Here is a 14,158-nt window from a genome sequence, read left to right as displayed (position 1 = left end):
GGGCACTGGCTTCGGCTAGCGTCGCCGAGGGGCGATGCCCTCCCCCTTCGGGCTCGTTGGCCGGGGCAGACGACGCCTCGGCTCCCGCCCGAGGTACCCGCGCCGGCGGCAATCGCTGGCACCGGCCCGAAACCCCACCCATAATTCTGTCACCCCCCGCTAGAGGTACCGGCCGAGGCCGCGAACGCATCATGATCACCACCATCGTCGTCATATTTCTCATCGTCTACCTCGGGATGATTCTCGGCGGGCTGCCCTTCCTGCAACTGGACCGCACCGGGGTCGCCCTGCTCGGGGCCATCGCGTTGATCGGCGTCGGCGCGCTGAGCCTGGAGGAGGCGGTCGCCGCCGTGCACCTGCCCACCGTGATCCTGCTGTTTTCGTTCATGGTGGTGTCGGCGCAGATGCGCCTCGGCGGCTTCTACGACTGGGTGACGCACAAGCTGGCGGGGCTGGCGCTGGGTCCGGCCGGGCTGCTGGGGGTCCTGGTCGTGGTGGTGGCGGCGCTGTCGGCGGTGTTCAGCAACGACATCGTCTGCCTCGCCGTCGCCCCGGTGCTGATCGAGGCCTGCCAGAAGCGCCGCCTCGCCCCGACACCCTACCTGCTGGCGCTGGCCTGTTCCGCCAACATCGGCTCCGCCGCGACGCTGATCGGCAACCCGCAGAACATGCTGATCGGCCAGACCCAGGGGTTGTCATTCGACGGCTACTTCCTCGACGCCATCCTCCCGGTGAGTGTCGGGCTGCTGGCGTGCTGGGGGCTGATCACGTGGCAGACCCGGGGGCGCTGGACGGACGGCGCGGCGCTCATCCCGCCCGACACCCTGCACGAGGCACGCACCGAGGCGATTGCCTTCGACGCCTGGCAGACAGGCAAGGGGCTGGCGGTGGCCGGCGCGCTGCTGGTGGCGTTCCTGGTGGCGCCGTGGCCGCGCGAGCACATGGCGCTGATCGGCGCCGGCCTGCTGCTGATGAGCCGCAAGCTGCATTCGCGCAAGATGCTGGGGCTGGTGGACTGGGAGCTGCTGATCCTGTTCATGAGCCTGTTCGTGGTGAACCACGCGCTGCAACGCACCGGGGTCACGGCGCACGCCATCGCCTTCCTCGCCGCCGCCGGCGTGCACCTGGATCAGCTGGGCTCGCTGTTCGGGGTGACCTTCTTGCTCTCCAACATCGTGTCCAACGTCCCCGCCGTGATGCTGTTGCTGCCGCTGACCCATCATCCGATGGCCGGCACGCTGCTCGCCCTGGTCAGCACGCTGGCCGGCAACCTGCTGATCGTCGGCAGCATCGCCAACATCATCGTGGTGGACGCCGCGGCGCGACGCCACATCGACATCGACTGGCGCGGCTACGCGCGCGTCGGGGTGCCGGTCACCGTGGCCACCCTGGCCATTGCCGGCGTCTACCTGGCGCTGCGCCTGCACCTGGGCGCGGGCTAGGCCGGACGGCGGGGGCAGGCATCGGATAAGGCACGTGGTAAACTGTCAGGATCGAGGGCGCGACTCCCCCTGCATGGCGCGCCACGCAATGGCACGACTCTTCCCGGAACGGAACATCATGAAATCTCTGCTGACCTGTCTGGCCCTCGCGGCCCTGCCCTTCACCACGCTGGCGGCGCCGGTGGTGGAACTGATCACCAACAAGGGCAATATCGAGATCACGCTGGATTCGGCCAAGGCGCCGAAGACGGTCGACAACTTCGTGGCCTACGTCAAGGCCGGCCACTATAACGGCACGGTGTTCCACCGCGTGATTGATGGCTTCATGATCCAGGGCGGCGGCTTCGACGCCAAGCTGCAGCAGAAGCCGACGCGCGCGCCGATCGCCAACGAGGCCAACAACGGACTAAAGAACGACATCGGCACCATCGCCATGGCGCGCACCAACGACCCGAACTCGGCCACCGCGCAGTTCTTCATCAACGTCGCCAACAACGACTTCCTGAATTATCAATCGCCCACGCCGCAAGGCTGGGGCTACGCCGTGTTCGGCAAAGTGAGCAAGGGCATGGATGTGGTGAACCGCATCGCCAAGACCCGCACCGGCAGCCTGAACGGCATGGGCGACGCGCCGTTCGAGCCGATCGTCATCCAGAAAGCCATCCTGAAACCCTGATTAGGACAAGACTAATGATCAAACTGACCACCACCTTCGGCGACATCGTGCTGGAACTGGACGCCGAGAAGGCGCCGATCACCGCCGCCAACTTCGAGCAGTATGTCAAGGACGGCCACTACGACGGCACCATCTTCCACCGCGTGATCAACGGCTTCATGATCCAAGGCGGCGGCTTCGACGCCGACTTCAAGCAGAAGCCGACGCGCGACACCATCAAGAACGAGGCCAACAACGGCCTGTCCAACAAGACCTACACCGTGGCCATGGCGCGCACCCCGGACCCGCACTCGGCGTCGGCGCAGTTCTTCATCAACGTGTCTGACAACGATTTCCTCGACTTCAAGTCGGAAAGCGCGCAGGGCTGGGGCTACGCCGTGTTCGGCAAGGTGGTCGAGGGCACCGACGTGGTCGACCGCATCAAGGGCGTGAAGACCGGCCGCCACGGCATGCACCAGGACGTGCCGGTGGATGCGGTGCTGATCACCAAGGCTGAAATCATCTGAGTTAGCTACTACCAGGCCGCCGCAGGGCGGCCTTTTTCGCTTATGGCCATCCATTTCATTTCCGACCTGCACCTGAGCGAGGAGGTCCCCGCGCTCAACCGGCTGTTCGCCGCCACGCTGGCGGACTGGCGCGGCAAGATCGACGCGCTCTACATTCTCGGCGACCTGTTCGAGGTGTGGGTGGGCGACGACGACCGCTCGCCGTTCATCGACGAGGCGCTGGCGCTGCTGCGCGACTTTTCCGCCGTCACCCCGCTCTACGTGCTGCGCGGCAACCGCGACTTTTTGCTGGGCGAGGGCTTTGCCCGCGCCAGCGGCGCCACGCTGCTCGAGGAACCGGCGCTGATCGAGGCCTACGGCCGCTCTTACCTGCTGGTGCACGGCGACGCCGAGTGCAGCGACGACACGCCCTACCAGCAGTTCCGCGCCATGGTGCGCAACCCGCAATGGCAGCAGGCGATGCTGGCGCGGCCGCTGGCCGAACGCCACGCCATCGCGCGCCAGGCGCGCGGCATGAGCGAGGCGGGCAAGGCCAGCACCGGCCTGTCGGCGATTTCCGACGTCACCGACGGCGCCATCGAGGCCCTGCTGGCGGCGCACGGCTGGCCGACGCTGATCCACGGTCACACCCATCGCCCGGCCACGCACCGGCACGGCGACGGCACGCACCAGGCCGAACGCTGGGTGATCGCGGACTGGCACGGCGAGCGCGGCGGCTACCTGCGCCTCGACGAGAGCGGCCTGTCGGCGCACCCGCTGGGCGCGGGCGGCTAGCTCCGCGGAGCGTCCCGGATCAAGAGGCCGCTCGCGACGACCTCCTCACCCGCTCCGCCTCACTTCCAAAGGTTGGCCGAAGCCCCGTCTGACACGGCTTCGGCCAACCTTTTTGCTGTTTTTCATACCTTTCGAGGGTAAACCCGCAAGGGCAAGCCCCAAATGACGACGCGTTCCGTCCTGATTAGAGTTCGAGCACGGTCCAGTCTTTCTGGATAACAACGCTCAAAAGGGCCAACGCCGGCGACGACCGGTGCCGCCCTCAACCAAAACAATCAGGAGAGAACATCATGTGGTCTCAGGTTTACGATCCGCTGGGCAACCCCTGGCTGTCGACTCTGTGCGCTGCGCTGCCGGTCATCGTGCTGCTCAGCGCTCTCGGCATTTTCCATATCAAGGCGCATATCGCCGCCGTGATGGGGCTGGTGGCCTCGCTGCTGGTGGCGATCGGCATTTTCGGCATGCCGGTGGACATGGCGATGAGCGCCACCTTGATGGGCGCGGCCAACGGCCTGCTGCCGATCGGCTGGATCATTCTGAACGTCATCTTCCTGTACCAGCTCACCGAGCGTAAGGGCCAGTTCACGGTGCTGCGCGAGAGCATCACCAGCGTCACCAACGACCGCCGCCTGCAGCTCTTGCTGATCGCCTTCTGCTTCGGCGCGTTCTTCGAGGGCGCCGGCGGCTTCGGCACCCCGGTGGCCGTGACCGGCGCCATGCTGATCGGCCTGGGCTTCTCGCCGCTGGCCGCCTCTGGCCTGTCGCTGATCGCCAACACCGCGCCGGTGGCGTACGGCGCGCTGGGCACCCCGATCAACACCCTGGCCAAGGTGACCGGGCTCGACGTGATGTCGATCTCGTCGATGGTCGGCCGCCAGATGACCATCTTCGCCGTCATCGTGCCGTTCTGGCTGCTGATCGCCTTCTGCGGCTGGAGAAACACCCTGCGCATCTGGCCGGCGGCGCTGGTTGCCGGCCTGTCGTTCGCCATCCCGCAACTGCTGGTTTCCAACATGATGGGGCCGGAACTGGTGGCCGTGATCGCCTCGGTGTGCTCGATTGCCGCGCTGGTGGTGTTCCTGAAAGTGTGGCATCCGGAAGAGGTGTTCACCTCGACCATCGGCACCATGGGCGGCGCCAAGGTCGCGGCCGCCAGCACCGATACCGCCAAGCGCGGCAACCACGGCTACAGCGGCGGCGAAGTGCTGCGCGCCTGGCTGCCGTGGATCATCCTGTCGGTGATGGTGTTCGCCTGGGGTTCGCCGTCGGTGAAGAAGGCGCTGGACGCCATCTTCACCCTGGACATCCAGTGGCCGGGCCTGCACAACCTGGTGCAGAAGATGCCGCCGGTGGTGGCCGAGCCGCACCTGGAAGCCGCCATCTTCAAGCTCAACCTGCTCTCCACCACCGGTACCGGCATTCTGGTCGCCGCGCTGCTGTCCGGCCTGCTGATGGGTTACCGTCCGAGCGAGCTGGCAAAGGTATACGGCCAGACCTTCTGGTCGCTGCGCTACTCGCTGGTCACCATCGTCGCCATGCTGGCGCTGGGCTTCCTGACCCGCTTCTCCGGCGTGGACATCACGCTGGGCCTGGCGTTCTCGCACACCGGCATGTTCTACCCGTTCTTCGGTACCCTGCTGGGCTGGCTGGGCGTGGCGCTGACCGGCTCGGACACCGCCGCCAACGTGCTGTTCGGCGGCCTGCAGAAGGCCTCGGCGCAGCAGCTCGGTCTGTCGCCGGTGCTGATGGCGTCGGCCAACTCCGCCGGCGGCGTGATGGGCAAGATGATCGACGCGCAGTCCATCGTGGTCGCCTCCACCGCCACCCAGTACTACGGCAAGGAAGGCGTGATCCTGCGCTACGTGTTCCTGCACTCGCTGGCGCTGGCCGGCTTGGTGGGGCTGGTGGTGAGCGCCATGGCCTACCTGCCGCCGTTCACTCACCTGGTGCTGTGGCCGTAATTCCGGCTGCCTCACGATTGAGGAAGGCTCCCCGTCGGGAGCCTTTTTTTTGTTGCGGGTAACGCCGAGCGCTTCAGCGCCGCCCCGCCATGCGGCATTCGGCGGCCAGCGCCAACAGGTTGGGGTCGCGCTCGCGGTTCTTCGGCAACAGCAGCATGATGCGCTGGCTGATGGCGTAGCGCGCCTCGAGCGGGATCAGCTGCACCTGCGGGCTGAAATGCGCCACCCGCCCCGGCAGCAGGGCGTAGCCGATGCCGCCGCTGACCAGGTTGGTGAGCGAGAAGATGTCGCCGACGCGCATCGCGATCTCGGGCAGGAAGCCCGCCAGCTCGAAGGCGTGGCTGAAATCCTGGTAGGTGGCGAAGTCCTCGCCAAGCGACACGAATTTTTCGCCACGCAGCTCCTGCAGGTCGATGCGCTCGTACCCGGCAAAGCGGGAGTGGAGCGGCGCGGCGAACAGGATGTCGTCGTCGAACATCGGCACCGCCACCAGCTCGCCCTGGCGCGGCGCCTCGTGCAGGGCGATGACGATGGCGTCGAGCTGGCCGTCGTCGAGCTTGTGCAAGAGCTCGCGGTTGGAGCCCAGCGTCAGGTCGACGTCGAGTTCCGGGCGGCGTGTCTTCAGCCCGACCAGGAGCTGCGGGATGGTGCGCACCGTGAGCGAGTAGAGTCCACCGATCTTGAGCCGGGTGGCGGTGAAGCCGGCCGCCTCGCGCGTCTTGCGCACGCCCTCCTCGCACTCGCGCAGCGCACGCGTGGCGTACTCGGCGAAGGTGTAGGCGGTGGCGAGCGGGATCAGCTTGCGCCCGTCGCGCTTGAACAGCGGGCAGCGCAACCCCTCCTCCAGCGAGTGCAGCGCGCGGTGCACGCTGACCGTGCTCTGCCCCAGCGCCTCGGACACGCGCGCCATGTTGCCGAGCTTCATGAAGGACAGGAACACCTCCAGCTTCTTCAGCGTGATTTCTTCGTCGATCTCCATTCCCTCCTCCGTCCGGCCACGCCGTGGCCAAGCCATGCCAGCCGCCACCCTAATTCATTAACCTGAAGTTAACAAGCGATCATCTTGGTTGATTGAAGCGTGCTCGGGCGAGGCATAAGGTAGCCGCACGTCCAACCGATTTGCGGAGTGTCCATGCAAACCGAGATTTCTCCCCCCGCGCAGTGGAACCGTCGGCGCGAAGAAAAGCGCCGCCGCCTGGAGCGCGTGCGCCACCTGACCGACGGCGTGGTGCTGCCAAGCGACGACATCGTCGCGGCGCTGGAAGCGCTGCTCTCTCCCGGCGACCGGGTGGTGCTGGAAGGCAACAACCAGAAGCAGGCGGATTTCCTGTCGCGCTCGCTGGCCCGCGTCGATCCGGAGCGGCTGCACGACCTGCACATGATCATGCCCAGCGTGAGCCGCCCCGAGCACCTCGACCTGTTCGAGCGCGGCATCGCCCGCAAGCTCGATTTCTCCTTCGCCGGGCCGCAGAGCCTGCGCATCAGCCAGCTGCTGGAAGACGGCCGGCTGGAAGTCGGCGCCATCCACACCTACATCGAGCTGTATTCGCGGCTGGTGGTCGATTTGATCCCCAACGTGTCGCTGGTGGCGGGCTTCATGGCCGACCGCCACGGCAACGTCTACACCGGCCCCAGCACCGAGGACACCCCGGCTCTGGTGGAGCCGACCGCCTTCAGCGACGGCATCGTCATCGTGCAGGTCAACGAGCTGGTGGACGACGTGACCGACTTGCCGCGCGTCGACATCCCGGCCTCGTGGGTGGACTTCGTGGTGGTGGCCGACAAGCCGTTCTACATCGAGCCGCTGTTCACGCGCGACCCACGCCTGATCAAGCCGGTGCACGTGCTGATGGCGATGATGGCGATCCGCGGCATCTACGAGAAACACAACGTGCAGTCGCTCAACCACGGCATCGGCTTCAACACCGCGGCCATCGAGCTGATCCTGCCGACCTACGGCGAGAGGCTCGGCCTCAAGGGCAAGATCTGCCGCAACTGGACGCTCAACCCGCACCCGACGCTGATCCCGGCGATCGAAACCGGCTGGGTTCAGAGCGTGCACTGCTTCGGCACCGAACTGGGCATGGAGAACTACGTGGCGGCGCGGCCGGACGTGTTCTTCACCGGGCGCGACGGCTCGCTGCGCTCCAACCGCATGCTGTGCCAGCTGGCCGGCCAGTACGCGGTCGACCTGTTCATCGGCGCCACCTTGCAGGTCGACGGCGACGGCCACTCCTCCACCGTCACCCGTGGCCGTCTGGCGGGCTTCGGCGGCGCACCGAACATGGGCCACGACCCGCGCGGCCGACGCCATGCCACGCCGGCCTGGCTCGACATGACCGAGCCGGTGACGCTGCTGGAGCGCGGCAAGAAGCTGGTGGTGCAGATGGTCGAGACCTTCCAGGAGGGCGGCAAGCCGACCTTCGTCGAGCAGCTCGACGCGGTCGAGGTGGCGAAGAAAAGCGGCATGCCGCTGGCCCCGGTGATGATCTACGGCGACGACGTCACCCACCTGTTGACCGAGGACGGCATCGCCTACCTCTACAAGGCGCGCTCGCTGGAGGAGCGCCGCGCCATGATCGCCGCAGTGGCGGGCGTCACCAGCATCGGCCTGCGCCACGATCCGAAACACACCGACCAGATGCGCCGCGACGGCCTGATCGCATTGCCGGAAGACCTCGGCATCCGCCGCAGCGACGCGAGCCGCGAGCTGTTGGCGGCCAAGAGCATCGCCGAGCTGGTGGAGTGGTCCGGCGGCCTCTACAACCCGCCGGCCAAGTTCCGGAGCTGGTGATGGATGCCGTTCTGTTCACCGAACATCGCGCCACTCACCTCTGGCACGCCGGGCACGCCGCGCGGCTGGCCGAGCTGGTGGTGACGGCGCTGATCGACGAGGTCACGCTCTCCCCCAAGCCGGGGCTGGTCGACGTGCGCGGACGCGGCGCGCACCGCGACCTCGACTGGGCGCTGATGTGCCGCTCGGCGCACGCGCTGCGCCCGGCCTTCCAGGCCATGGCCGAGGCCGGCGCCACGTTGGCCGAAGCCGTGACGCTGCGCGAACGCATCGGCCGGCTCGGCCGCGACGGCGAGGCGGCGATGCTCGCCGCCACCGGCGGCGTCAACACCCACCGCGGCGCGATCTGGGCGCTGGGGCTGCTGGTCACCGCCGCCACGCAGGCGCCGGCGGATTGCGCACCACAGCAGGTGGCACTCCGCGCCGCCGTGCTGGCCAATACGCCGGACCGCCATGCCCCGCGCCGCACCGGGCACAAGGGCGAACGCGCCCGACTCGACTACGGCGTCGGCGGCGCGCGCGGCCAGGCCGAAGCCGGCTTCCCGCACGTGGTCGAGGTGGCGCTGCCGGCCCTGTGGCAGGCCCGCGCCGCCGGCGTGGCGGAAGACGCCGCCCGCCTCGACGCGCTGCTGGCGCTGATGAGCCTGCTCGACGACACCTGCGTGCTGGCGCGCGGCGGGCCGGCCGCGCTCGACGCGGTGCAGGCCGGCGCGGCGCGCGTGCTGGACGCCGGCGGCAGCGCGACCCCGGCCGGACGCCGTGCACTGATGCGGCTCGACGCCGAGTTCTTGGCGCTCAACGTCTCGCCCGGCGGCTCGGCCGACCTGTTGGCCGCCGCGCTGTTTCTCGACCGACTGAACAACGCAGCGCCGGCACCCGACGGCCGGCCCTGACAAGGAAAGCATCATGGAAAAACACCTATTCGACTACCCCGCCGGCACCCCCGCTGCGGGCCGAGCCCTGGCCGGCGTGGTCGGTTCGGGCGACCTGGAGGTATTGCTCGAACCGCGCCCGGCGGGCTCCCTGCAGGTCAGCGTCACCACCTCGGTGAACGGCATGGGGCCGGTGTGGCAGGCCCAGCTCGACCGGCTGTTCGGCGCCCGCTTGTGGCCGGCCGCCGCGATCGAGATCAACGATTTCGGCGCCACTCCGGCGGTGGTGCGGCTGCGCCTGGAGCAGGCGTTCGAGTCCCTGGACGAGCGCGAGTGAGGACGACATGACGATATCCGACCTGATTCATCGAGACAGCTTCATCGAGCGCGACGCCCGAGCGCGCGCCCGCGCCCTGCTCGACGCCGGCAGCTTCCGCGAGCTGCTGGGCCCGTTCGACCGCCTCACCTCGCCGTGGCTGGCGCGCCAGGGCATCGTCCCCCAGGCCGACGACGGCGTGGTGGTGGCCAAGGGCACGCTGGACGGCCGGCCGGCGCTGGTGCTGGCGATCGAAGGCGCGTTCCAGGGCGGCAGCATGGGCGAGGTGTCCGGCGCCAAGATCGCCGGCGCGCTGGAACTGGCCGCCGAGGACAACCGCCACGGCATCCCGACCTGCGCGCTGATCCTGTTCGAGACCGGCGGGGTGCGGCTGCAGGAAGCCAACCTGGGCCTGGCCGCCATCGCCGAGATCCACGCCGCCATCGTCGAGCTGCGCCGCTACCAGCCGGTGATCGGCATCAGCGCCGCCACCGTCGGCTGCTTCGGCGGCATGAGCATCGCCGCAGCGCTGTGCAGCTACCTGCTGGTCACCCGCGAGGCGCGGCTGGGGCTGAACGGCCCGGCGGTGATCGAGCAGGAAGCCGGGGTGGAGGAATACGACTCGCGCGACAAACCGTTCATCTGGAGCCTGACCGGCGGCGAGCAGCGCGTGGCGACGGGTCTGGCCGATGCCTGCCTCGACGACCACGCCCCGGCGCTGCGCGCCCAGGCCATCGCCTGGCTGCACCAGGGCCAGCCGGCCACGCCGCGCAGCCAGCGCGTTGCGCACTACCTCGCCAGGTTGGCCGAAGTCGACGCCAGCCGCCAGGCCAGCGCCGAAGACGTGCGCGCCATCTACGCCCAGGGAGACCAAGCATGAACCAACACCCCATCCAGAGCCGCGGCGCCGTCTGGCTCGCCGCGCTCACCCGCAACGCCCCGCGTGTCGCCGGCTACCCGGCGGCGCTGCAGGTGGTCGACGCCGAGCTGGCCGGCCGGCCGGCGCGCTATCTCGCCGTGGTGCCGGACCCGGACAACCGCTTCCCGCGCGTGCGCCACGGTGAAGTGGGGCTGGAAGAAGGCTGGCAGCTGGCGCGCGCGGTGCGCGAGGCGATCGACGCCGACGCCGACGCCGGCCGCGACGACAAGCGCGCCATCGTCGCGGTGATCGACGTCGCGAGCCAGGCCTACGGCCGGCGCGAGGAAGCCTACGGCATCCACCTGGCGCTCGCCGCCGCCGCCGATGCCTACGCCAGCGCCCGGCTGGCCGGCCACCCGGTGCTCGGGTTGATCGTCGGCAAGGCCATGTCCGGGGCGTTTCTGGCCCACGGCTACCAGGCCAACCGGCTGATCGCGCTGGACGACGCCGGGGTGATGGTGCACGCCATGGGCAAGGCCGCCGCGGCGCGCGTGACGCAGCGTTCGGTGGAAGAGCTGGAAAGGTTGGCCGAAAGCGTGCCGCCGATGGCCTACGACATCGCCAACTTCGCCTCGCTCGGCCTGCTGTGGCGCCTGCTGCGCGTGGAGAACGCCGCCGCGCCCGGCAGCGCCGACCTCGATACGGTCGAGAGCGCGCTGTCCGCCGCGCTGGCCGACATCGCCGCCGAGCCGTCGCGCGGGCTCGCCGGCCGTCTCGGCGCCGCGCCGCGCCAGGCCTCGCTCACGGTGCGCGAGCGCCTGCGCGCGCAGTGGAACGTCGCCTGACACCGGAACATCCACCATTGACGTCAGTCAGGGCGCCCCGGCGGCGCCCGCACCCGGAGGAGATCGTCCCCAACCAGTTGATTCATTGCATCATGTCGTATCCGCCGTACCCTGAAGCCGTACCCAGACAAAACAAAAACCAGGCAGTTGCAACATCCATCTACATAAGGAGATTCAACCATGGTCATTTACGGTACCGCCCTACTTGCACTCTGCCACCTGGCAGGCCTGTTCTTCGGCGATCTGCTCGGCAGCGCGATTGGCGTCAAGGCCAACGTCGGCGGCGTCGGCATCGCCATGCTGCTGTTGATCAGCTCGCGGCTCTGGCTGCACAAGCGCGGCCTGCTGCCCAAGGAAACCGAAGCCGGCGTCGGCTTCTGGGGCGCCATGTACATCCCGGTGGTGGTGGCGATGGCCGCCCAGCAGAACGTGGTGACCGCCCTGCGCGGCGGCCCGGTGGCGCTGCTCGCCGCCATCGGCGCGGTGCTGGTCTGCGCCTGCTGCATCGCCGCCATCAACCGCCTGGGACAGCACGAGCCGCTCCCGGCCGCCACCCAAGACCAGATTGCCTGAACAGGAGAGTCCCGCCATGTTGTCCATGCTCGAAAAAATGCTGCATCACAACGGACTGGTCGCCGCCTTCGCCCTGGTCGGCATCATCATGGGCCTGTCGGCCTGGCTGTCGCGCCGCCTGACCTTCGGCCGCGTGCACGGTTCCGCCATCGCCATCATGATCGGCCTGGTGCTCGCCTACTACGGCGGCGTGCTCACCGGCGGAGAGAAAGGCCTCGCCGACCTGCCCTTGCTGGGCGGCATCGGCCTGATGGGCGGTGCCATGCTGCGCGACTTCGCCATCGTCGCCACCGCCTTCGAAGTGCAGGTCACCGAGGCGCGCAAGGCCGGCCTGATCGGCGCCGTCTCGCTGCTCCTGGGCACCGTGCTGCCGTTCATCGTCGGCGCCAGCCTGGCCTACGCCTTCGGCTACACCGACCCGGTCAGCATGGCCACCATCGGCGCCGGCGCGGTGACCTACATCGTCGGCCCGGTGACCGGCGCGGCGCTCGGCGCCAGCTCGGACGTGATCGCGCTGAGCATCGCCACCGGCCTGATCAAGGCCATCATCGTGATGGTCGGCACGCCGTTCGCCGCCGGCTTCCTCGGGCTCAACAACCCGCGCGCCGCGATGGTGTTCGGCGGCCTGGCCGGCACGGTGAGCGGCGTCTCGGCCGGGCTTGCCGCCACCGACCGCCGTCTGGTGCCGTACGGCGCGCTGGTCGCCACCTTCCACACCGGCCTGGGCTGCCTGCTCGGCCCCTCGGTGCTGTTCCTCGCCACCAAGGCGGTGGTGGGCTGACCCGGCATCCTCCTGCCGTCACGCCGGCCCGGCCGGTACGGCGGCACGAGTTTGGCGCCCCGCGGGGCGCCGTTTTTCCTGCTGTCGCCGCCACAGGACACGACATGACGCACACTCCCACCCCACGCCCGCACGACCTGCTGTGGCTCGCCGATCCGGCCGCGCTGTGCACAGACACCCCGCTGCCCGACTGGGCCGGCGCCGACTGGCTGGCGCGCGCGCCGCTGGTGGTGCGGCGCGCCCCGGCCGGCGCCGACGGCAGGCTGCCGGTCGGGCTGCGCGGGCGCGAGCGCGCGCAGCGCCACGCCACCCACGCGCCACACCACGCCGTGGCGCGGGTGCTCACCCCGGAAACGCTGGCGCAGCAGGCGCCGTGGCGCGACAGCCACCTCGCCCCCTGCCCCGCCATCGCGGCCCTGCGCACCCTGGCGCCGCAGCTCGACGCCATCGGTCTGCCCTGGGGACCGAGCGGCGGCGTCGGTTTCGTGCTCGCCAGCGGCCTGTCGGTGCTGCGCCCGGACAGCGACCTCGACCTGCTGCTGCGCGCCGCCACCCCGCTGACGCCGCCGCAACGCGCGGCCTTGCGCGCACTGCAAGGCCGGGTGGCGTGCCGCCTCGACATCCAGATCGACACCGGCCACGGCGGCTTCGCCCTGAACGAATGGTTGGCCGAAGCCCCGCGCCTGCTGCTCAAAACCGACCACGGACCCCGCTTGGTGCGCAACCCGTGGCAAGACCCTACCCTGCAAGGAGCCACCCCATGAGCGTGCTGTTCACCTTTCCCGGTCAGGGCTCGCAGCGGCCCGGCATGCTGCACGCCCTGCCCGATCATCCGGCAGCGAGCGCCACGCTGGAGCGGGCGCACGCCGTGCTCGGCCGCGACCCGCTGCAGCTGGACCATGCCGACGCGCTCGCCTCCACCGTCGCGGTGCAGCTCTGCCTGCTGATCGCCGGCGTGGCGATGGCACGCGTGCTGGCCGCCGAGGGCGCCCGCCCCGACATGGTGGCCGGCCTGTCGATCGGCGCCTGGCCGGCGGCGGTGGTGGCCGGGGTGATCGACTTCGACGCCGCCCTGCAACTGGTGGCGCTGCGCGGCCGGCTGATGGAACAGGCCTATCCCTCGGGCTACGGCATGGCGGCCATCGTCGGCCTGAGCGTGGCGCAGCTCGAGCCGCTGATCGCGGCGCTGCACACGCCCGCCGCGCCGCTCCATCTCGCCAACCTCAACGCCCCGACGCAGCTGGTAGTGGCCGGCGCCGACAGCGCACTGGAGCGGCTGATGGAGTGCGCCCGCCGCGCCGGCGCCACGCTGACGCGCCGGCTGGCGATGAGCGTGCCCTCGCACTGCGCGCTGCTCGACGCCCCGGCGGCGCAGTTGGCCGAAGCGCTGGCCACACACCCGCTGCGCCGCCCGGGCCCGCTCTACCTCAGCGGCAGCCGCGGCCGCGTGCTGTTCGAGATGGACGCCATCCGCGACGACCTCGCCTTCAACATGGCGCGCCAGGTGCGCTGGCACGACACCGTGCGCCACGCCTACGAACGCGGCGCGCGGCTGGCGCTGGAAATGCCCAGCGGCAACGTGCTGAGCGGGCTGACGCGCCCGGTGTTCAGTGACGGCCGCGTGCTGTGCTGCGAGCACAACCGGCTCGACTTCCTGGCGCAGCAAGTGGCCTGCGCCGCCTCGCCAGCCTGACGCCGCGCCCCGGCCCGCTCGATTCCCCTGATCAGGAGCACGACAAAGTAATAAACTGGCGGTATC

General features: G+C 69.4%; 15 protein-coding genes. 14 read left to right on the top strand and 1 reads right to left on the bottom strand.

All coding sequences use genetic code 11. The annotated features are described in order from the left end of the window. Positions 1-191: 191 nt before the first annotated feature. The 5 genes from FURADRAFT_RS11450 (at position 192) to FURADRAFT_RS11430 (ending at position 5,359) form a co-directional block, all read left to right on the top strand. Positions 192-1,442, top strand: coding sequence for an anion transporter (locus FURADRAFT_RS11450; RefSeq protein ID WP_008954316.1), 1,251 nt, complete (start codon positions 192-194; stop codon positions 1,440-1,442). 118 nt (positions 1,443-1,560) lie between these two features. Further along, on the top strand, positions 1,561-2,118 hold the full coding sequence (locus tag FURADRAFT_RS11445) for a peptidylprolyl isomerase (protein ID WP_008954315.1): 558 nt from the start codon (positions 1,561-1,563) through the stop codon (positions 2,116-2,118). 14 nt (positions 2,119-2,132) lie between these two features. After that, positions 2,133-2,624 carry a peptidylprolyl isomerase gene (locus tag FURADRAFT_RS11440; RefSeq protein WP_008954314.1) on the top strand — a complete coding sequence of 164 codons (492 nt, stop codon included), beginning with the start codon at positions 2,133-2,135 and terminating at the stop codon, positions 2,622-2,624. A gap of 42 nt (positions 2,625-2,666) precedes the next feature. Continuing rightward, positions 2,667-3,398: a UDP-2,3-diacylglucosamine diphosphatase gene (locus FURADRAFT_RS11435; RefSeq protein WP_008954313.1), complete on the top strand. Its 732-nt coding sequence runs from the start codon at positions 2,667-2,669 to the stop codon at positions 3,396-3,398. A gap of 290 nt (positions 3,399-3,688) precedes the next feature. Continuing rightward, the gene (locus tag FURADRAFT_RS11430) at positions 3,689-5,359 is read left to right on the top strand and encodes an L-lactate permease (RefSeq protein ID WP_008954312.1); all 1,671 of its coding nucleotides are present in this window, start codon (positions 3,689-3,691) and stop codon (positions 5,357-5,359) included. Between the two features lie 73 nt (positions 5,360-5,432). On the opposite strand, the gene FURADRAFT_RS11425 is transcribed toward FURADRAFT_RS11430, so the two are convergent. After that, positions 5,433-6,338 (bottom strand): LysR family transcriptional regulator, encoded by a 906-nt coding sequence (locus FURADRAFT_RS11425; protein ID WP_008954311.1) that lies wholly within the window; start codon positions 6,336-6,338, stop codon positions 5,433-5,435. Between the two features lie 153 nt (positions 6,339-6,491). Here FURADRAFT_RS11425 and mdcA point away from each other — a divergent pair, with 153 nt between their 5' ends. The 9 genes from mdcA to mdcH all read left to right on the top strand — a co-directional run bounded on the left by mdcA (position 6,492) and on the right by mdcH (position 14,092). Beyond that, on the top strand, positions 6,492-8,153 hold the full coding sequence (gene mdcA / locus FURADRAFT_RS11420; RefSeq protein WP_008954310.1) for a malonate decarboxylase subunit alpha: 1,662 nt from the start codon (positions 6,492-6,494) through the stop codon (positions 8,151-8,153). Continuing rightward, positions 8,153-9,046, top strand: coding sequence for a triphosphoribosyl-dephospho-CoA synthase (locus tag FURADRAFT_RS11415; RefSeq protein WP_008954309.1), 894 nt, complete (start codon positions 8,153-8,155; stop codon positions 9,044-9,046). The genes mdcA and FURADRAFT_RS11415 overlap by 1 nt, the downstream gene beginning before the upstream one ends. A 13-nt stretch (positions 9,047-9,059) precedes the next feature. Then, complete coding sequence (locus FURADRAFT_RS11410; RefSeq protein WP_008954308.1) at positions 9,060-9,362, top strand: malonate decarboxylase subunit delta; 303 nt, start codon at positions 9,060-9,062, stop codon at positions 9,360-9,362. Between the two features lie 7 nt (positions 9,363-9,369). Next, the gene (locus tag FURADRAFT_RS11405; RefSeq protein WP_008954307.1) at positions 9,370-10,221 is read left to right on the top strand and encodes a biotin-independent malonate decarboxylase subunit beta; all 852 of its coding nucleotides are present in this window, start codon (positions 9,370-9,372) and stop codon (positions 10,219-10,221) included. Beyond that, positions 10,218-11,045, top strand: a complete 828-nt coding sequence (gene mdcE, locus FURADRAFT_RS11400) for a biotin-independent malonate decarboxylase subunit gamma (protein ID WP_008954306.1) — start codon at positions 10,218-10,220, stop codon at positions 11,043-11,045. Before FURADRAFT_RS11405 ends, mdcE begins: the two co-directional genes overlap by 4 nt. A gap of 180 nt (positions 11,046-11,225) precedes the next feature. Further along, on the top strand, positions 11,226-11,618 hold the full coding sequence (gene madL, locus FURADRAFT_RS11395) for a malonate transporter subunit MadL (RefSeq protein ID WP_008954305.1): 393 nt from the start codon (positions 11,226-11,228) through the stop codon (positions 11,616-11,618). 16 nt (positions 11,619-11,634) lie between these two features. Continuing rightward, positions 11,635-12,399 (top strand): malonate transporter subunit MadM, encoded by a 765-nt coding sequence (gene madM / locus FURADRAFT_RS11390; protein ID WP_008954304.1) that lies wholly within the window; start codon positions 11,635-11,637, stop codon positions 12,397-12,399. A 104-nt stretch (positions 12,400-12,503) separates the two neighbouring features. After that, entirely contained in the window at positions 12,504-13,163 is a 660-nt protein-coding gene (locus FURADRAFT_RS11385) for a malonate decarboxylase holo-ACP synthase (RefSeq protein WP_008954303.1), read from the top strand. Continuing rightward, the gene (gene mdcH / locus FURADRAFT_RS11380) at positions 13,160-14,092 is read left to right on the top strand and encodes a malonate decarboxylase subunit epsilon (RefSeq protein WP_008954302.1); all 933 of its coding nucleotides are present in this window, start codon (positions 13,160-13,162) and stop codon (positions 14,090-14,092) included. The genes FURADRAFT_RS11385 and mdcH overlap by 4 nt, the downstream gene beginning before the upstream one ends. Positions 14,093-14,158 lie beyond the last annotated feature (66 nt).

This window comes from Pseudogulbenkiania ferrooxidans 2002 (genome assembly GCF_000174355.1).
In the GTDB taxonomy this organism is placed as follows: domain Bacteria; phylum Pseudomonadota; class Gammaproteobacteria; order Burkholderiales; family Chromobacteriaceae; genus Pseudogulbenkiania; species Pseudogulbenkiania ferrooxidans.
Note: the sequence above shows the minus strand (reverse complement) of the source record. Positions and strands in the feature narration are given on the sequence as shown.